Annotated in this window: 16 protein-coding genes and 1 riboswitch; of the genes, 10 read left to right on the top strand and 6 right to left on the bottom strand. The window is 62.0% G+C overall.

Annotated features, from left to right (window positions below):
- Positions 1-39: 39 nt before the first annotated feature.
- The 5 genes from AC07X6_RS04005 (at position 40) to AC07X6_RS03985 (ending at position 8,180) form a co-directional block, all read left to right on the top strand.
- Entirely contained in the window at positions 40-2,733 is a 2,694-nt protein-coding gene (locus AC07X6_RS04005) for a type VI secretion system Vgr family protein (protein ID WP_494790238.1), read from the top strand.
- A gap of 25 nt (positions 2,734-2,758) precedes the next feature.
- Complete coding sequence (locus AC07X6_RS04000; protein ID WP_494790168.1) at positions 2,759-4,816, top strand: phospholipase D-like domain-containing protein; 2,058 nt, start codon at positions 2,759-2,761, stop codon at positions 4,814-4,816.
- A gap of 2 nt (positions 4,817-4,818) precedes the next feature.
- Positions 4,819-6,411, top strand: coding sequence for a tetratricopeptide repeat protein (locus AC07X6_RS03995; protein WP_494790167.1), 1,593 nt, complete (start codon positions 4,819-4,821; stop codon positions 6,409-6,411).
- A 4-nt stretch (positions 6,412-6,415) separates the two neighbouring features.
- A complete protein-coding gene (locus AC07X6_RS03990) occupies positions 6,416-7,519 on the top strand; it encodes a tetratricopeptide repeat protein (RefSeq protein WP_494790166.1) in 1,104 nt (367 codons plus the stop codon).
- Between the two features lie 127 nt (positions 7,520-7,646).
- The gene (locus AC07X6_RS03985; RefSeq protein ID WP_494790165.1) at positions 7,647-8,180 is read left to right on the top strand and encodes a hypothetical protein; all 534 of its coding nucleotides are present in this window, start codon (positions 7,647-7,649) and stop codon (positions 8,178-8,180) included.
- A 3-nt stretch (positions 8,181-8,183) separates the two neighbouring features.
- On the opposite strand, the gene AC07X6_RS03980 is transcribed toward AC07X6_RS03985, so the two are convergent.
- A complete protein-coding gene (locus AC07X6_RS03980; protein WP_494790164.1) occupies positions 8,184-8,675 on the bottom strand; it encodes a hypothetical protein in 492 nt (163 codons plus the stop codon).
- A gap of 10 nt (positions 8,676-8,685) precedes the next feature.
- Positions 8,686-9,312 (bottom strand): TetR/AcrR family transcriptional regulator, encoded by a 627-nt coding sequence (locus AC07X6_RS03975; protein WP_494790163.1) that lies wholly within the window; start codon positions 9,310-9,312, stop codon positions 8,686-8,688.
- A 79-nt stretch (positions 9,313-9,391) separates the two neighbouring features.
- On the opposite strand from AC07X6_RS03975, the gene AC07X6_RS03970 reads away from it, so the two are divergent.
- The 3 genes from AC07X6_RS03970 (at position 9,392) to AC07X6_RS03960 (ending at position 11,156) form a co-directional block, all read left to right on the top strand.
- On the top strand, positions 9,392-9,910 hold the full coding sequence (locus AC07X6_RS03970) for a DUF2867 domain-containing protein (protein WP_494790162.1): 519 nt from the start codon (positions 9,392-9,394) through the stop codon (positions 9,908-9,910).
- Between the two features lie 86 nt (positions 9,911-9,996).
- Positions 9,997-10,608, top strand: a complete 612-nt coding sequence (pnuC, locus tag AC07X6_RS03965) for a nicotinamide riboside transporter PnuC (protein WP_494790161.1) — start codon at positions 9,997-9,999, stop codon at positions 10,606-10,608.
- Positions 10,608-11,156 carry an AAA family ATPase gene (locus AC07X6_RS03960; RefSeq protein ID WP_494790237.1) on the top strand — a complete coding sequence of 183 codons (549 nt, stop codon included), beginning with the start codon at positions 10,608-10,610 and terminating at the stop codon, positions 11,154-11,156. The genes pnuC and AC07X6_RS03960 overlap by 1 nt, the downstream gene beginning before the upstream one ends.
- On the opposite strand, the gene AC07X6_RS03955 is transcribed toward AC07X6_RS03960, so the two are convergent.
- Both AC07X6_RS03955 and AC07X6_RS03950 read right to left on the bottom strand, forming a co-directional pair.
- Positions 11,153-13,312: a TonB-dependent siderophore receptor gene (locus AC07X6_RS03955; RefSeq protein WP_494790160.1), complete on the bottom strand. Its 2,160-nt coding sequence runs from the start codon at positions 13,310-13,312 to the stop codon at positions 11,153-11,155. The genes AC07X6_RS03960 and AC07X6_RS03955 overlap by 4 nt on opposite strands.
- A gap of 85 nt (positions 13,313-13,397) precedes the next feature.
- Positions 13,398-13,495, bottom strand: a riboswitch (TPP riboswitch).
- Positions 13,496-13,561: 66 nt separating this feature from the next.
- Positions 13,562-14,719 (bottom strand): iron-containing alcohol dehydrogenase, encoded by a 1,158-nt coding sequence (locus AC07X6_RS03950; protein WP_230540443.1) that lies wholly within the window; start codon positions 14,717-14,719, stop codon positions 13,562-13,564.
- A gap of 142 nt (positions 14,720-14,861) precedes the next feature.
- Between AC07X6_RS03950 and AC07X6_RS03945 the strand changes: the two genes are divergently transcribed.
- Both AC07X6_RS03945 and AC07X6_RS03940 read left to right on the top strand, forming a co-directional pair.
- The gene (locus tag AC07X6_RS03945) at positions 14,862-15,167 is read left to right on the top strand and encodes a ferritin family protein (protein WP_034750230.1); all 306 of its coding nucleotides are present in this window, start codon (positions 14,862-14,864) and stop codon (positions 15,165-15,167) included.
- Between the two features lie 93 nt (positions 15,168-15,260).
- Complete coding sequence (locus AC07X6_RS03940) at positions 15,261-15,740, top strand: Imm26 family immunity protein (RefSeq protein WP_230540445.1); 480 nt, start codon at positions 15,261-15,263, stop codon at positions 15,738-15,740.
- A gap of 66 nt (positions 15,741-15,806) precedes the next feature.
- Here the strand turns inward: AC07X6_RS03940 and AC07X6_RS03935 are convergent, their stop codons facing one another.
- Positions 15,807-17,165, bottom strand: coding sequence for a sensor histidine kinase family protein (locus AC07X6_RS03935; protein WP_494790159.1), 1,359 nt, complete (start codon positions 17,163-17,165; stop codon positions 15,807-15,809).
- 13 nt (positions 17,166-17,178) lie between these two features.
- Positions 17,179-17,880, bottom strand: coding sequence for an osmolarity response regulator transcription factor OmpR (gene ompR / locus AC07X6_RS03930; RefSeq protein ID WP_223278807.1), 702 nt, complete (start codon positions 17,878-17,880; stop codon positions 17,179-17,181).
- Positions 17,881-17,966: the final 86 nt, after the last annotated feature.

The raw sequence follows: 17,966 nt of genomic DNA, 5'->3' as shown, positions 1-17,966 counted from the left end.
GGAGCAGGTAGACAAGTTCAGGACAGCCGCTTGCTGCGCATGGATTTTCCGCGCGAGGACGGTCCGTCCGATACCGCGCTGCTGGTCAACAGCTTGCGGGCACACGAGGAAATGTCACGCGACTTCCGCTTCGACGTCGAAGTGCTGTCGGACAATCTCCACGTTCCCCTGACGGCGATGATGGGACGCATGGTCACGATTTCGCTGGTACGCGATGACGGTAGCTTGCGCTATTTTAATGGTTACGTCGGCGAATTTCGCTTGTTGCGCAGCGATGGCGGTTTCGCGTTCTACCAGATGGTGCTGCAACCCTGGCTGGCGTTTTCCAGGCTGCGCATGGACAACGTTTCGTTCCACGAACGCACGGTCATCGACATCAGCGAAACGACCTTCAATCATTATTTGCAGCGCGACTGGCAAAACCGGCTGCAGGAGGAAAAAGCGATATTAAGCTGTGCCAACCAGCATAATGAAACCGATTACAACCATCTGCACCGGCGCTGGGAAGACCAGGGTATCCATTACTGGTATGAACATCGCGCCGACGGCCATACGCTGTGTCTGGGCGACAATACCTGGCTGAACGACAGCATCGATCCAGGCGACGGCCATGCCGGCGAAGCCGACGAGATGGCGTTTCGCAGCGGCGCCGGCTCGCTGGAGCGCGACGGCATACGCGATTGGCAGGCAATACGCAAGATCGCCTCAGGCTCGCTCACGCTGGCCAGCTTCAACTACAAGCATCCGTATGCCAGCCGCGCCAGCGGCTACGCGCTGCACGAGCAGGGCGACGTGTTTGCCCATGAACTGTATCAAGACACCGGCTATGGCTATGCCGGCATGGGCGACGGCGAAGCGCTGGCGCAACGCCGCCTGGAGGAGCAGAACTGCCAGGCGCAATACTTCGACGCTGGCGGCAATCACCGCTGCGCCCAGGCCGGGCGCAGTTTCACGCTGGGCGGACACTTCAGTGCCCAGCAAGCCATGCCGGCCAGAGGTGAGGCGGCGCGCCCGGACATCGGCTCGCGCGAATACCTGATCCTGTCGGTCGATCATCTCGCCAGCAACAATTACCAGGCAGGCACGGGAGCGAAGTCGCATTATGAGAATCGTTTTAGCTGCATCCGCAAGAGCATCCGCTGGTATCCGGGGCGGCAGTTCAACAGCACGCCTTGTGCCTTGCCCGGCGTGCAGACGGCGATCGTCACCGGGCCGGCAGGTGAAACCATCCATACCGACGGTCTGGGCCGGGTGAAGGTGCAATTTCACTGGGACCGGCTGGGCAAGTTCGACGCGGGCAGTTCGCCTTGGATCCGGGTCATGACGCCATGGGCGGGCCAGACCTTCGGCCAGATCGCGCTGCCGCGCATCGGCCAGGAAGTGCTGATCCAATTTCTCGACGGCAATATCGACCGTCCCGTCATCGTCGGCGGGGTGTACAACGGCAACCATGCACCGCCGTGGAATTTGCCGGGGCAACGCATGCTGGGCGGCTGGCGCAGCGCCGAGCTGATGCCTGGCGGCGGCTACGGCGTGCGCGGCAACCAGTTGGTACTCGACGATACGCACCAGCGTATCCAGGCGCAACTGAAAAGCGATCATCAGCACAGCCAATTGTCGCTCGGCTGCATCAGCCGCATCGAAGACGCCAGCGGGCGCAAGGATGCGCGTGGCGAGGGCTGGGAACTGGCGTCGGACGCCTGGGGCGTGGCGCGCGCCGGCCGCGGCATGTTGCTGACCACCGAAGCGCGCCCTGGCGCCGCCTCGCATATCAAGAGCATGGATGAAACCTTGCGCCGGTTGGCCGAGGCTGCTGAACGGCACAAGGCGCTTGCCGCCCTGGCGCAGCATTACGGCGCGCAAGAAAGCGCCGCCCAGCAGGGCGCCGCCGCCGATGTGCTCAATGCCCAGCATGCCGCGATCAAGGGCGGTGCCGGCAGTGGCGAAAGCGCATTTCCCGAACTATCCAAACCACATCTGGTGCTGGCCAGTCCGGCCGGTATCGAAACGACGACCGCGCAATCGACGCACATTGCCAGCGCCGAGCACACTGCGCTGACGTCCGGGCGCGACCTGTCGCTGGCGGCCGGCGGCGGCCTGTTCGCCAGCATCGGCGCAGCGTTCCGCCTGTTCGTCCACAAGGCTGGCATGAAACTGATCGCCGCAGCTGGCCCGGTGCAGATCGCGGCGCAAACCGATACGGTCGATATCGTCGCCAACAAGGTGCTGGAATTGATCAGTCAGACCGACTGGGTGCATATTCGCGGCCGCAAAGGCGTGCGCCTGCATGGCGCCGATTGCATGCTTGAAATTAGCGACAAGGTACAGTTTTTTACCGCGTCGCCGACGCTGTTCCATGGAAACCTGGAAACCTTGGCGCCCAAGAACCGGCCGCAACCGGAGCAGGAGCCGCCCATCGCGCCGGTAGCGGGGCAGTTGCAGCATACGATACAGGCCCATGCGGATGGCGGGCAATACGCGCAGGTGCCGTACACGCTGTACAACGGGGAAGCCGAAGTCGAGCAAGGCCTGACCGACGAATTCGGCCGCATCCTGATCGCGCATCAGGACGGCACGCCGCGCTACCGTGTCGTCCTTGGCAATGGCGAAGAGTTTTCATTGCAGGCGAGTGCACGCTTCGACCCGGACGCGGCGCCGGACGGCGAACACACGCTGTCGAACCGCGGCTTGCGCGCGTTTGACGACACGGCCGACGGCCGCGGGGTTCAATGATTCACGACACTGACTGGAGAGCGCCATGCCGGAATCGAGCGGCCGCATCGAAACCACCCACATCGACGAAGTCGGACGCACTGCGACGAGTTCGCTCCAGTGGCTGCTGGAAAACCGCAACCTGAAGGGCAAGGCCACTCATCCGATTACGCATAACAACAAGCTGACACTGTTCATCTGCGGACAGGAAGGGTTCGCCGACATCGCCGGCGAGATCGCCAAGGCTAAACATTCGATCGACCTGTGCTGCTGGGGTTTCGACCCGGGCATGGAACTGGTGCGCGGCAACAGCGCCACCTGGCCGCGCGGCGAAACGTTTGGCGACTTGCTGATCGCCGCCGCACGGCGTCACGTCAGGGTGCGCCTGCTGGTCTGGTATGACCGGATCGGTTCGCCGATGGTGCGCAGTATGCCGGGCTATTCGCACGGTACCTCATCATGGAAAGCCGATGGACAACGCTTTGATGACATCAGCGCAAAAGCCAGCCTGGCGATGTTGCACGATGCTGTCCAAAAAAAGAAACATATTTTAGGCAACGGTTATTGGGGCGAGTACCTCCGGCCTGAGGATATTCCGATAATGGCACGTCAAGAATATTGTTACAGCTGGTATGCGGCCGCTTTCAAGGGCCTGTTCGGGGGGCTGGAAATTCGTTTGCGGCACGGCGACAGCGCCGCGATCAGCAAGAGTATCGCGACCGAAATCAACCAGCCGCACGGCTTGACGATGGGGGAAATCGAAAAGCCCGGCATGCAATACCTGGGCACGCATCACCAGAAGCCGGTCCTGATCGATTTCGCCCACGAAGAGGGAGCCAAGGCCGTCGGTTACGTGATGGGACTGAACTCGGTGACCGATTATTGGGATACGACGGCCCATCTGCTCGACGATACGCGCCGCGAACAGGGCGGCGCCAACGAGCGGCGCGAGTGTGTGCAGGGAGTGGCCGAGGACGGCGGCTTCGCCACCTTGAAGCCCTATCAGGATTACGCCTGCCGCATCGACGGCGGCCGTGCGCTGATCGCGCTCTACAACAATTTCGTGAAGGCATGGGACCGCGCGATCGACGACCGCACGCGTTCGGCTTCCACCGACTGTGTTAGCCGGGAGTTGCCATGTGGCAGCCCACCGGCGCGGCTGTTGCGCAAGGCCGGGCCGGGCGACTCCACCGTGCAGATCGTTCTGACGCAGCCCGAGGAACAAGACAAGACGATCAAGGAAACCTATTTTCGCGCCGTGACCCAGGCCAGCCTGGCGGCCGGCTACCTGTACGTGGAAAACCAGTATTTCCAGTATGAAGAATGGGCCCGGCACTTGCTGGCCGAGCGCAAGAAGGTGGTCGCCGCCTGGAAGGCCGGCAGTGTCAAGGCGGGCAAGAGTCTTGAAGATATGCCGGTCATGCACGTATTCATCGTCATTCCCGTGCCGGAGCGCGCGCAGATGGTGCCGCGCACCCACGACACGCTGGCTGCGCTGGGGCAGCATGCCGGCATGACGGGGCAAAACACCATGATCGACGACTACAACAAGCGACCGAAAACCCGGCGCGTCAGGGCGGGATTCGGCATTTCCACCGAGGCGGAAGTCAAGTTGCCCGACGTGGTGCAGCATTCCAACGGCATCAACAAACCCGGCGCGATGACGCTCGAAAGCGAATTCGGGCTGAAGGTGTCGGTGGCCATGCTCAATGTCAGCGCGTTTGACAAGGACCGCTGGCGCTACCGTGAAATCTACATTCATTCCAAATTGATGCTGGTCGACGACGCGTTCATGACCTTGGGCAGCGCCAACCTGAACCAGCGCAGCATGGCCGTCGACAGCGAAATCAATATCGCCACCGTCGACCACCGCGTGGCCCGCGATTTGCGCAAGCGGGTGTGGCGCATGCATAGCGGGGGATTGGTTGATGGAGGGGGCGGGACGAAGGCGGAGATTGTGGATGCTTTTGAGAAGTGGGTGGAGCTGATGGGCGCAAATCGCCGGAAAAAATGGGATAAATCTGAAAATGCACTTTTAAAGAAAATGACCGGTTTCCTGCTGCCATTGGAAGATAAACGCAGCTCCACCATACGTCTGGGTTGATCATGAATAAGAAAAGTATCGTCTTTTTTCGCCTGCCATTTCTTGCATTGGCAGTTCTTCTCTTTGTTCCTTTGATTGCTTGCAAAATGCCTAACGACAAAGTCCTGCCACGTAACCAAAGCCTGCCGCTCTTCAATCCGCATGCTCCTGATTTCATTTGCGAAATCGAGGCAAACAAGGTGCCGCCCATCGATGCGCAAGCCGAGGACTGGTTCCTCGAAGCGCGCGCCATGGAAGATCCTGAAATTTTCGTGGAAGACCGCGACTACAAAAAAATCGTCGCTCTGACGCGTCAGGCGGCAGAGCGATTGCACTGGAAGGCGATGCTCAATCTGGCCAGCCTGTATGTGGAAGGGCGCGATCCTTTATTTGGCGAGGAAGAGGCGGTGCAACTGGTGGAAAAGGCGATGCGGCTGGGCATACCGGCGGCATATGACCGGATGGGAACGTATTACGCGAATGGCACGGGTGTTAATGGCGACATCACGCGTGCCTATGCCTTTTGGCAAAAGGCGGCGCAGATGGGTAACCCGCAAGCGCTGGGTTTTTTAGGAGAAAAACTCACTGCGGGGAAGGATTATCCAGGTGCTGAAATGTGGGGGAATATTCCTGTGGCAATCAAGATGATGGAGTGCGCGCTGGGGCAGGGATATGGCCCATCCGCATATGATTTATCTTATTTATATGTTGTAGTAAGAACGCCTGACGGCACGTCTGATGGGGAAAGAACAACTGAAACCAAAGAACGTGCTTTGCAGGTATTACATACCGGAGTAAGGCTGGGCTGTGAGAAATGCGCAAACAAACTCAAGATTGAATTCGGCGATCCGTTTGATCTTGCAAACATGCTGGTTCCGTACATTGATAAAGCGCGAGCGGAACGTTACGGCGTACTTAGTCGTGCCCTCGGCTTCAACCCCAATCGCCGCTTCCCCAACCTCGATAAAATCTTGCCATTGCCACCGGCCGATCTGCCGCCCTGGGATGGTCAACGAAAGAGCCTGCTCGACGCCGCCATGGGCGTCCGTCCGCCGCCAGCCACTCCGCAGCCAAGCGCCGCCGCGCTGTTGCAAAAACCATATTTCCTGGCCGCCGACTATGCGCTGCACCCCACCGGCTTGCACAGCGACGCACCGACTGCGCCATTTTCCGCATACTGGCAACCCGCCCAAGGGCAAGGAGTGAAGGAAGCGGCCCGGCTATTTCACAAAGGCGAAGAGTTCCGCCATTTCAGCATGCTTGATGCCGCTGGGAAGAGCCGTTACGGCCCCGTGACATGGGAGCAGTGCCTGACGATACGGCACAACCAAGGCGCCGTGGAACCGCGCGCGGCGCACGGTTTGCTGCGCGAGGTGGCGCGGCCCGAGCCTTTGTTGAGCTGCGCTTGCGGGCAAGCCTGTCCGGTCAGCGGCGTCTGGCAACCTTGGGTAGCGGCCAACCATCCGCTGCAGGCCATCGTCAACCAGTACTGGCGCCAGACTTGGCTGACCCAGGGCGCGCCGTTCCCGCGACCGCTTCGCGATTGGCTGCTGGACTTGCCAGATGGCGACGTGACGTGGCATTTGATGGATGCCTCCCTTCCTGATCTTGGATAAGGCAATGGATAGCAATCAATCCAGCATGGCTGCCATGAGAGGACGCTTCGCGTCACTTATTTTCTTGTGCTGCCTGCTTGCCTGCAAAATGCCAGACGAAAAAGTTTGGCCGCGTAACCAAAGCCTGCCGCTCTTCAATCCGCATGCTCCTGACTTTATTTGCGAAACCGAGGCAAGCAAGGTGCCGCCCATCGATGCGCAAGCCGAGGATTGGTTCCTCGAAGCGCGCGCCTTGGAAGATCCTGAAATTTTCGTGGAAGACCGCGGCTACAGAAAAATCATCGATCTGACGCGTCAGGCAGCGGAGCGATTGCACTGGAAGGCGATGCTCAATCTGGCCAGCCTGTATGTGGAAGGGCGCGATCCTTTATATGGTGAGGAAGAAGCGGTGCAACTGGTGGAAAAGGCGATGCGGCTCGGGATACCGGCGGCATATGACCGGATGGGAACGTTTTATGCGAATGGCATGGGTGTCAACGGTGACATCACTCGCGCCTATGCCTTCTGGCAAAAGGCTGCTGTCATGGGAAATCCTCAGGCGATGAAATTTTTGGCGGATAAATTAAATGTTGGACCCGCCAGTGAAGGGGCGGGCTATTGGTCCAATATTCCGGTAGCGACAAAAATGCTGGAATGTGCATTTGGGCAAGGATATGGTCCCGCAGCATTTGATTTGCATTATTTGTATGTATCTCCACGGGCTGCCAATGGGAAAATAAATGGCTCGCGTAACGCTGAAACAAAAAATCGTGCATTAAAGGTGTTGCATGAGGGTGTTAAGTTTGGTTGTGAGGATTGTGCAAATGCATTGGCAATTGAATTCGGTTCACCTTTTGATCTTGCCGATATGCTGGCGCCATATGTGGACAAGGCTCGTGGCGAGCGATATCGTATGCTTAGTAATGCCCTCGGCTTCAACCCCAATCGCCGCTTCCCCAACCTCGATAAAATCCTGCCATTGCCACCGGCCGATCTGCCGCCCTGGGATGGTCAACGAAAGAGCCTGCTCGACGCCGCCATGGGTGTCCGTCCTCCGCCAGCCACCCTGCACCTGCAGCCAGGCGCCGCGTCGCTTTCAAAAGAGCCATATTTCCTGGCCGCCGGCTAGGCGCTGCGTCCTGCCGCTTTGCCGCCCCGGCACTGCCCGCACTGTTCACGCGCCACGGCCTGCCGCATAGGCTGTGCCACGTATAATTCCTCCACTATCCACCGCTATTCTTTTTCGACAGGTTCCCATGCCCCAGACTCCCGATTTGCCGCCGGATTGGCACGCGTTTGAAACTGCATACGACGTTGAAGCAACCTGGTTCAGGCTGGCCAATGCCTCGCTGGCGCTGCTGGGCGCGTCCGCTTTCAAGGATCAGGCATTTTCAGCCTTTGCCTTCAATGCCGTATCGTTCCCGTCCATTTCGCTGAGCTTTGACACCGATCCCGGTAACAGGGCGCGCGATTACTATCCTCCGGACTGGTCGAACGAGTGCATGGAAGCCGATGTGCCGGAAATCGGGCAATTGTGGGAGGAGGGCTACGCAAGGATCGAAGATGCTTTAAGCGAGCTGATCGACGCTGCCGATGACGAGTTGCTCTGCGCCATCGAGGAAGGCTATCTGCACAGCCTCAGGAAAACCATGGTGCGGCTGGAAACGCGCCATGCTTTCGAGCAGATCAAGACGTGTGCGCCGTTCTGGACCGTGGTCACGCAAATCGATGCCGATACGGATGAAGAGGAGCGCCTGCTCGATCAGGTGCGCCAAGGCCTTCTGGCGTAAGCGCTATATCAGGGCTTGCCAGGCTTTCACTTCCTCGTCCGTGAGCGCCGGCCCCCAGCCGCCGCGCAGCCCCGCATCCGGCTGCGCATAGTGCGCAAGCTGCGGCACGGCCACGTCATGCCGGACGCAGATGGCCAGCAAGGCTTCCAGCTGGCGCCGGCTGGCTGGAAGGTCATCGCCATGCCAGGTGCAGGCGCTCGTTTCCAGCACATGCTGCACCAGTGCTTCCAGCGCGCCCAGCAGGTGCCCGGGCAGTGCCGCGCGCACGTCTTCCGGCCAGGGATCGCCCATGCCCGTGACAACCAGGGACGCAAAGCCCCGTTCCCAGGCAGCAAAATCCCCAGGCGCGAGCTGCGCCACTTTCCACACGTGAGCGGCAAACGCGGACAGGGCGGGGTGATCAATATCAAAGCGCCGGCAAAAGCGTTGCAGGCACGTGACGGCAAGGCATTGCCTGGCGATCACGGAGAGTGTGTCTATCGAGATGTTGTGCATGAGTCCAAAGCTATGAGTCCAAAGCTCCTGAAGGCGGCGCCTGCCGCAGTGCTTCCACCGGCAACTGAAAAAAGCGCGGCACCATGGCCGGCGACAGCGCGTCGCCGCCATCCGCCATGGCCAGGCGGCCGCTCAGCAGCAGCATCACGTAGCCGTGGCCCAGCGACCAGCCGGCGCTGGCGGCGGCCTTGTCCCAGCGCGGGTCAAGGCCAGCTTCGCGCACGGCCGCGCCCGCCGTCTGCAGCACATATTGAAAGCACGCTTGCGCCGCTTCCTGCAGGGCGGGGAACTGGCGCACGTCCTGGTGTTCGAACATCAGCCGGTAGTGGGCGGGCGCAGCCAGGGCGAATTCGATGTATTGCTGGCCCAGCAATTGAAAGCGCTGTTCGGCGGGCAGGCTGCCCGGCGGCGGCAGCTGCGTTTCCCATTTCTGTATCAGGCTGGCGAAGCCGGCCGCCGCCACCTCGGCCAGCAGGGCTTCCTTGCTGGGGAAGTGGCGGTACACGGCGGCGACCGACACGCCCACCGTGCGCGCCAGTTCGCGCAGCGACAGGGCCGCGTCGTGCTGCTGCGCCAGTTGCGCGATGGTGGCGGCGACCAGGGTATCGCGCAGGTTGCCGTGATGGTAAGTGGTCATTGCTGTTGCCATTCGATGTTATCGCTGTTCACATTGTCGTGTATGATGGGCATGTTATCACTGAAAACATGGAGAGCACATGCATGAGATGAACATTGCCGTCCGTACCGTGGACCTGCCGCCAGGCGCCAGCATCGCCCCGCTGTATCCCGGCAGCAACCTGGCCGACGCGTATGCCGTCGACTTGCCCACCGCGCAGGCGCGCCAGATGGACATGCAGAGCCTGGCGCACCAGCTGCTGGGCAAGCAGCCGGGCTGGGCGCGCAAGCTGATGGTGGTGCGCGACGCCATCGTGGCGCGTTTCGGCATCCGGACGGCAAAACAGATGGAAGCGCGGCCCGGCAAGCGCATCGGCATCTTCCGCATCTATGCCGTCAGCGACGACGAAATCATCCTGGGCGAGGATGACAGCCACCTCGATTTCCGCCTGTCCGTGCTGCGCAACAGGGACGCAGGGCGCCATGGCAACGTGACCGTCTCCAGCGTCGTGCATTGCCATAACCGGGTGGGGCGCGCGTATATCCTGCTGATCCGCCCGTTTCACAAGCTGATCGTGCGGCATTCGCTGGCGCGCGCCGCCAGGGCGGGCTTCGCCTGAGGCGGGGAGGGGGCGGATGGCAAGGGCAATCTTGCTTATTCATGGCCGGTATTGCATACTGCACCACCAGCCTCATCACGATTCCCATGAACGATACGCTTCTCCTGCTGGGTTTTGCCACCACGCCGCTTGAACTGATTTCCTTTGTCCTGGCACTGACAACCGTTGCGCTGAACATCCGCCAGAATCACTGGGCGTGGCTGTTCGCCATCATTTCCTCGGCCGCCTACGGATTCGTGTTTTTCGAGTCGCGCCTGTATGGCGACATGGCCTTGCAACTGCTGTTTATCAGCGTCTCGTTCTGGGGCTGGTACCAATGGCTGCATCCGGCCAGCGGCGGCAAGACCCTGCCCGTCACGCGCCTCGACGGGCGCGGCTGGATGGCCTGCGCCGCGGGCTGGCTGGCCGGTTTCCTGCTCATCGCCTGGCTGCTGACGACGACGGATACGGACGTGCCCCATGCGGACGGTTTCCTCACGGCAGGCAGCCTCGTGGGGCAATTCCTGCTGTCGCGCAAGAAACTGGAAAACTGGATCGCCTGGATCATCGTCGACGTGCTGTACGTGTGGCTGTATGTGCACAAGGGCCTGACCCTGACGGCCGTGCTGTATGCCTTCTTCGTCGTGATGGCCGTCATCGGCTTGCTGGCTTGGAAGAAGTCGGCCCCGGCCGCGCCCGGCGCGATGGTCCTCAAGTGATGGGACACTGCGTGCGCGTGGCCATCCTGGGCGCGGAATCGTCGGGCAAGTCGACCCTGGCGGCCGCCATGGCCCAGCGCCACGGCACCGTCTGGGTGCCCGAATACTTGCGGGAGTTTGTGGAAACGCAAGGCAGGGTGCCCGTCGCGGCCGACCAGTTTGGGATTGCGCGAACGCAAGTCGAGCGCGAAGCGGCCGCTGCCACGCAAGCCCGCGACTATCTGTTTTGCGACACGACGCCCTTGATGACGGTGGTCTACAGCCGCCATTACTTTGCCGGTGCGGATGCCCGGCTGGCGGCGCTGGCCGATGCCACGCGGTACGACCTGACCCTGGTGACGGCGCCCGACAGCCCGTGGGTGGCGGACGGCTTGCAGCGCGAGTCCGAAGCCGTGCGCCAGCTGATCTACCGCTACCTGCTCGACGAACTGGACGCGCGCGGCATCGCCTACCACGTGCTGCGCGACAGCCTGGAGGCGCGCCTGGAACAGGCGGCGCCTTTGCTGCAACAGGCGCTCGCTGCGGCGTCTGCCATTTCCCTCAATTAAAAATCGAACTGCGCCGAGACTTTGAACGTGCGGCTGGCGCCCGGATACAGGTAACCGTCCGATTCCGGCGTCACGTCGCGCCAGTAGAACTTGTCGGCCACGTTGTTGACGGCGGCGCGCAGCACGGCGCGCGTGCCGGCGATGCGCGTGGCGTAAGCGGCGCCCAGGTTGAACACGTGGTACGACGGCACGAAGGTCGTGTTGTTGTACTCAAACGCTTTCTTGCCCGCATATTCCCAGCTGCCATTCACGCTCAGGCCCGCCACTTGTTGCACGGCGTAGTCCGCATGCACGGCCGCCTTGAAGGCGGGCACGTTCGGCACGCGCTTGCCGTCGAGGTCGGCACTGCCCGTGCCCGACTGCTGGCTGTTCAGGGCCGTCACGGAAGCGCCCAGGCTCAGGCTGGACGATGCCTTGCCCTGGGCCGACAATTCCAGGCCGCGGTGCTGGGCCTGGCCTTCGCGCACGAAGTAGCCGGCCGTGCTCTGGAATTCCAGGCCCTTGCGGATCTGGAACAGGCTGGCCGCCAGCATGAAGTCCGGCGTCACATCCATCTTGGCGCCCAGTTCAATCTGCTTCGAGCGGCTCGGCGACAGCTCTTCATTGGCATTCATCGCCTTGCGGTCGGCCGTGCCGCCATGTTCCATGCCCTGCGAATAGGCCGCATACACGGACACATTGTCGAGCGGGGTGTAGACGAGCGATACATTCGGCAGCAGGAAGTCGTGCCTGGCGCGGATTTCCGTGTCGGCCTTGAGCACGTACTGGTAGCCGTCGACATTGATATGGCGCAAGCCGCCATGCAGTTTCCAGTTCGGCGCCAGGCTGACGATTTCCTGCACGAAGACGGAATTTTCCGTATCCTTGCGCACCAGGCGCACGGGGCCCGTGACGCCGGGCGACGTGCCGACGATCTGCGGCTGGTAGATGTTGCTCACGCCCACCCAGTCGTACACGTACAGGCCGGCGCGGTCCTTGCGGCGGAAGGTCGAGACGCCGGCCGTGAAGTCATGGCGCAGGGAACCGGTGGCGAACTTGCCCTGGATCATGGCTTGCGCGCTCAGCGGTTTTTTCGTCTCGCCCAGGCTGCGGTAGTCATACACGTCGTAGTCGCCATTGCCGCAGAAGCCGGGGTACAGGTCCTGTCCGCTGCAGCCGTACGGGAAGGCCGTGTAATCGTCGCGCTTGAACGAGTGCTGGTTGGCCGACAGGGTGGCGTGCCAGTCGTCATTGAACGCGTACTGGAAGCGCAGGCCGATATTGCTGGTGACGGTTTCCACGGGGCGCGTCCACGGCTGCAGGTTGAGCATGGCGTCGGCACTGATGCCGGTTGGCAAGGTTTTATTGTTCAGCAGCTGGAAGCCGGGCGCCGTGGCCTGCGCCTTGTCCTGGTAGTCGGCATCGAGCTGCAGCAGCGCCTGCGGCGAAATCTGCCAGTCGAAGGCTCCGGAAATGAACTTGCGGTTGCCGTCGGCGCCCTTGATGTAGGAGCGCAGGCGCTCGGCCGCCACGTTGACCCGGTAGCCGAAGCGCGTGTCTTCCAGGCGGCCGCCCAGGTCGACGGCGCCGTACAGGGTGCCCCGCTCGCGCGCTTCCACGGTGACGGTGCGCAATGGCGTGTTGGTCGGGCGCTTGACGATGAAGTCGATCACGCCGCCCGGCGCGGCCACGCCCGCCTGCAAGCCGGCCAGGCCCTTCAGCACTTCGATGCGTTCCTTGTTTTCCAGCGGAATTTGCGTGTCGCCAGGAATGGCCACGCCATCCTTGCGGTAGCTGGAATTGTTGTCGAGCTTGAAGCCGCGGATGGAAAACTGTTCCGCATAGCCGACGGCGTTGTAGGCGTCGTTGATGCTGGCGTCGAGCCTGGCGGCGTCGCTGAGATTGCGGATCTGTAAATCCTGCATGTCTTTTTGCGAAATCACGGTGACGGACGCGGGCGTCTGCAGCAGCGGCGCGTCGCTGAAACCGCCGACGGAGGCGCGCTTGGCGGCAGGCGCCTTGCTGGCCGTGACGACGACTTCAGCCATATTTTGGGCTTGCGGCTCGGCGGCTTCGGTGGTGTCATTTGCGGCGAAGGCAGGCGCGGCAAACGCGTGCATGATGGCCAGGGTCAAAACAGGACGGGAAAAATGCGCAGATAAATTCGGTGTGGACATAGATTGCTCGTGGTTCAAGCCGTCTCGGGAAAGAGCACGGCAGGCTGCTTGTTCGGCTGGCGCCAACGCAGGAGCTATCAAAGGAGGGAGGTACTTTGCGCTTTCCTTCGCTGGCATTATCCAGATCAGGTACGAAGGGTATCTCTCACCCGGATGACTGCTCCAGGACCCCTAGCGAAATGACAGCTTAGCATGAAGCACGGCCGGCTGTCCCACCGGCTGACCGTTTTACAACAGTGTGGTGCGAATCTATAAACTCAGTTCGAGCACCTTGCGGCTGACGGCGGGCGTCACCTCGCGCTGTTCGCCCAGCGCCGTCATGCCGTGCGCTTCCAGGGCGGACACGACGGCGTCCACGCTGGCATGGTTCAGGCCATAGTCGGCCAGGCGCGTCTTGACGCCCATGTGGCGGAAGAAGAATTCCGTGCGCGCGATGGCCGCCTCGATGCGGCCGTCTTCATCGCCGCCATCGAGGCCCCACACGCGGGCCGCATATTGCAGCAGCTTGGCGCGCTTGGCCTGCTTGCGCACGCGCAACATGCTGGGCAGGATGATGGCCAGGGTTTGCGCGTGGTCAAGCTCATACAGGGCCGTCAATTCGTGGCCGATGGCGTGCGTGGACCAGTCCTGCGGCACGCCCACGCCGATCAGGCCGTTCAAGGCCAGGGTGGCGCTCCACATCACGTTGGCGCGCACGTCGTAGTCGTCCGGCTGCGACAGCGCCTTCGGGCCTTCCTCGATCAGCGTCAATAAAATACCTTCGGCGAAGCGGTCCTGCACGGAAGCATTGACGGGGTAGGTCAGATACTGCTCCATCACATGCGCAAACGCATCGACGACGCCATTGCCCACCTGGCGCAGCGGCAAGGTGAACGTCTTCGACGGATCCAGCACGGAAAATTTAGGATACACCTTGCGGCTCATGAACGAGCGCTTTTCCTGCGTGGCCTTGCGCGTGATCACGGCCGAGCCATTCATTTCGGACCCCGTGGCCGGCAAGGTCAGCACGGTGCCGAAGGGCAGGGCCGCTTCGACGATCTTGCCGCCTTTGGCCAGGATGTCCCACGCCTCGCCCTCATGCAGGGCGGCGGCGGCGATGAACTTGGTGCCATCGACCACGGAACCGCCGCCGACGGCCAGCAGGAAATCGATGCGCTCGCTTTTCACCATGGCCACAGCCTGCATCAGGGTTTCATAGCTGGGATTCGGTTCGATGCCGGCAAATTCCAGCACCGTGTGGCCGGCCAGCGCCGCCTTGACTTCGTCGTAGACGCCGTTCTGCCGGATGCTGCCGCCGCCGTAGGTCATCAGGACCCGCGCCTGCGGCGGGATCAGGCCGGCGATGGCGGCGATCTGGCCCTGGCCGAAGAGGATTTGCGTCGGATTGTAAAAGTCGAAATTGAACATGGGGCTCCTGCCGCTGAGGTTTGCGCTGTTGCTGAGCCATGATTATGGCCGAACGGGTGGAAACGTGTCGTGGACGCTTGAGCTTTTCGTCCGCGCGGTGGAGAATGCAGCCGATGTCACCACCACGCGAAAAGGAATGCGCATGACCACCGTCCCACTGGAAGAATCCGGCTTGCCGGCCACGGCGCTCGACATGCACCGCGCCATCGGCGCCACCATCGCCGCGCTGCAGGCGCTGGACTTGAACAGCCAGCGTTTCGAGGCGTGCACCGACCCGGAACTGCGCCGCGTGCTGGCCCACGCGGGCGACACCAGCCGCAAGGAAGCGGCCATGCTGCTCGAATGGATGCGCCGCCGCGACGCGCGCCTGGACACGGCCATGAAGGAAGCGCTGTTCAAGGCGGGGCCGATTGTTGCCCAGTATCACTATGACGAGAAAATATTGTAACTATTGGTTTGTTGCTGTAACGTACCATGCGCCACATTCGCATCGTTTCGCGTAGACTGTGCCCCGAACACGATTTTGGGGGAGTTTGCAACGATGAGATCATTACCATACCGAGAAGGCAGCTGGTTTGCCGTGCCCCTGCCGGGCGGCGGCTATGCCGTCGGCGTGGTGGCGCGCAGGGCGCCTGCCGGGCGCATCATGCTGGCGTATATGTTCGGGCCGAAGCGCGACAGCCTGCCCACGCTGGAAGAGGTGGAAGGCTTGCGGCCGGAACAGGCCGTGCGCCGCCTGCGCACGGGCGACATGGCCTTGCTCAACGAGCGCTGGCCCCTGCTGGGCGACAGCCGCCACTGGGAGCGCGACGCCTGGCCCATGCCGGCCTTTATCCGCCGCAATGAATCCTTGCAGCGGGCCTGGCGCGCCAGCTATGCGGACGCCGACCCTGCCAAGCTGAACCGCGAGGAATCGATCCCCTTCGATACGCCGGGCATGGAAAGCGATTCCCTGTACGGCTATGGGGCGACGGAATTGCTGATGAATAAATTGCTGGCGCCGGAGCAGGCGCCGGCATGATGGCTGCCGGGCGGCATCGGCGTTGGATTACGCACGGCGATGCCGTGCTAATCCAACCTGCATCAATTATGCCGCCGGCAAGCTGATCTGAAACGCCAGGCCGCCGCCTTCGCGGTTGCGCACCTGCAATTCGGCCCCGTGGCGCAGCAGCACGCGGTCGACGATGGCCAGGCCCAGGCCGGCGCCGTTGGCCTGCCCGCGCGCCGTGTCGAGGCGGGTGAACGGCTTCATCAGCTGCTCGATCTTTTCCGCCGGCACGCCCGTGCCGTGGTCCTGCACCTCGATGATCACCTTTTTCGCCCCGTGGCTGGTGCGCACGTGGCAGGCGATATCGATTTCCGTCACGTCGCTGCCCGGCGTCTTGCCATAGCGGCGCGCATTTTCGATCAGATTGTTCAGCACGCGGCGCAAGTCGGTGGGGTTGCCCATCGCGTGCGCGCCTTCGGCGATGCTGGCATTGATCTTCACGTCCGGCAGGCGCATCGCTTCGCGCGCCATGTCGTTGAGCAAACCGCTCAGGTCAACGTCCGTGAAGCTCGACGCTTCCGTCGGCTTGGCGTAGTCGAGGAACTGGCCGATGATGGCGTCCATCTGCCCGATATCGGACTGGATGCCTTCGCGCGCCTCGTCCGACAGATTCGCCATTTCCACTTCCAGCTGCATGCGCGCCAGCGGCGTGCGCAAGTCGTGCGAAATGCCCGCCAAAATCACGGCGCGGTCCGATTCCACTTGCTTTAAGTCATCGACCATCTGGTTGAAGCTGCGGTTCGCCTCGATGATCTCGATCGGACCCTTTTCCGGCAGCGGCGCCGGCTGCTTGCCCTTGGCGATGTCGCGCGCGGCCGCCGTCAAGCGCGACAGCGGCAGATTGATCAGGCTGGAAATGATGGCCGCGCCCAGCAAGGACAGCAGCGACACCAGGCTGGCCCAGCCCAGCCACTGGAAGCCCGTCAGGCCGCGCAGGCGCTCGCGGTCCAGCATCAGCCAGTATTCGTCATCGTCGATCTTGAAGCTGACCCAGAAGCCGGCCACGCCGTTGACGCGCGCGGAAAAGCGCGTGTCCTTGCCCAGCTTGGCCTTCACCAGCGCCTCGATGTCGGGCATCAGGTAATTGTCGGGCGGCGGCTCGATGCGGTCGTCCTCTTCCAGCGAGAAGATGCGGATGCCTTCGTTGCTGACGAGGTCGAACAGCAGCTCGCGCCGCAGCTCGGGCGCCGAGTGCGTCAGTGCCGCATGCGTGATGGTGACGACGGAAATGATCTGGGCGGAAATCTGCTGCGCCTGCGGCTCGCGCTGGATGACGGAAATCATGCCGATCCAGGTGATCATGCTGACGGTGGTCAAAGTACCCAGCAGCAAAAAGGTGCGCCAGAACAGGCCGCTTTTCAGCCGCGCCAGGCTGATATCGGGAACAAGCTTCATCATGCCTCGCCAGCGATCAGCGCGGCTGTCCGTCCGGGATGAAGACGTAGCCGAGGCCCCACACGGTCTGGATGAACAGCGGGCTCGACGGATCTGGTTCGATCAGTTTGCGCAGGCGCGAAATCTGCACGTCCAGGCTGCGGTCGAACACTTCGTATTCGCGGCCGCGCGCCAGTTCCATCAGTTTTTCGCGCGACAGGGGCTGGCGCGCATGGCGGGCAAACACTTTCAGCACGGAAAATTCACCGGTCGTCAGCGGCACCGTTTCGCCGTTCTTTTTCAGGGTGCGCGTGCCCAGATCCAGCACGAAGTCGCCGAATTCGAAGGTTTGCGGCGTTTCCGACGGCGCACCCGGGATTTCATCGGGACCCTTGCGGCGCAGCACGGCGCCGATGCGGGCCACGAGTTCGCGCGGGTTGAACGGCTTCGGCAGGTAATCGTCGGCACCCATTTCCAGCCCCACGATGCGATCCACGTCCTCGCCCTTGGCCGTCAGCATGATGATCGGCGTCTGGTCGCCCGCGCCGCGCAGGCGGCGGCAGATGGACAGGCCGTCTTCGCCGGGCAGCATCAGGTCGAGCACCAGCAGGTCGTAGCGTTCGCGCAGCCACAGCTTGTTCATGGCCGTTGCGCTCTCTGCCGTGAAGACATTGAAACCCTGTTCAGTCAGGTAGCGGCGCAGCAGGTCGCGCAGGCGCACATCGTCATCGACCACCATGATTTTTGCCTGGTGGCCATGGATCGATTGCGTTGTCGTGTTGCTGCCGGTAGTGGAGGTTGTGGTCATTTAGGGTGTCGTGTTAT

The sequence above is a fragment of the Janthinobacterium sp. GW460-12-1-14-LB5 genome, from assembly GCF_059423585.1.
Note: the sequence above shows the minus strand (reverse complement) of the source record. Positions and strands in the feature narration are given on the sequence as shown.

Coding starts and splice junctions, on each gene's coding strand:
- AC07X6_RS04005 (WP_494790238.1), top strand. CDS start 40: ATGGATTTTCCGCGCGAGGACGGTCCGTCCGATACCGCGCTGCTGGTC.
- AC07X6_RS04000 (WP_494790168.1), top strand. CDS start 2,759: ATGCCGGAATCGAGCGGCCGCATCGAAACCACCCACATCGACGAAGTC.
- AC07X6_RS03995 (WP_494790167.1), top strand. CDS start 4,819: ATGAATAAGAAAAGTATCGTCTTTTTTCGCCTGCCATTTCTTGCATTG.
- AC07X6_RS03990 (WP_494790166.1), top strand. CDS start 6,416: ATGGATAGCAATCAATCCAGCATGGCTGCCATGAGAGGACGCTTCGCG.
- AC07X6_RS03985 (WP_494790165.1), top strand. CDS start 7,647: ATGCCCCAGACTCCCGATTTGCCGCCGGATTGGCACGCGTTTGAAACT.
- AC07X6_RS03980 (WP_494790164.1), bottom strand. CDS start 8,675: ATGCACAACATCTCGATAGACACACTCTCCGTGATCGCCAGGCAATGC.
- AC07X6_RS03975 (WP_494790163.1), bottom strand. CDS start 9,312: ATGACCACTTACCATCACGGCAACCTGCGCGATACCCTGGTCGCCGCC.
- AC07X6_RS03970 (WP_494790162.1), top strand. CDS start 9,392: ATGCATGAGATGAACATTGCCGTCCGTACCGTGGACCTGCCGCCAGGC.
- pnuC (WP_494790161.1), top strand. CDS start 9,997: ATGAACGATACGCTTCTCCTGCTGGGTTTTGCCACCACGCCGCTTGAA.
- AC07X6_RS03960 (WP_494790237.1), top strand. CDS start 10,608: ATGGGACACTGCGTGCGCGTGGCCATCCTGGGCGCGGAATCGTCGGGC.
- AC07X6_RS03955 (WP_494790160.1), bottom strand. CDS start 13,312: ATGTCCACACCGAATTTATCTGCGCATTTTTCCCGTCCTGTTTTGACC.
- AC07X6_RS03950 (WP_230540443.1), bottom strand. CDS start 14,719: ATGTTCAATTTCGACTTTTACAATCCGACGCAAATCCTCTTCGGCCAG.
- AC07X6_RS03945 (WP_034750230.1), top strand. CDS start 14,862: ATGACCACCGTCCCACTGGAAGAATCCGGCTTGCCGGCCACGGCGCTC.
- AC07X6_RS03940 (WP_230540445.1), top strand. CDS start 15,261: ATGAGATCATTACCATACCGAGAAGGCAGCTGGTTTGCCGTGCCCCTG.
- AC07X6_RS03935 (WP_494790159.1), bottom strand. CDS start 17,165: ATGATGAAGCTTGTTCCCGATATCAGCCTGGCGCGGCTGAAAAGCGGC.
- ompR (WP_223278807.1), bottom strand. CDS start 17,880: ATGGTGGTCGATGACGATGTGCGCCTGCGCGACCTGCTGCGCCGCTAC.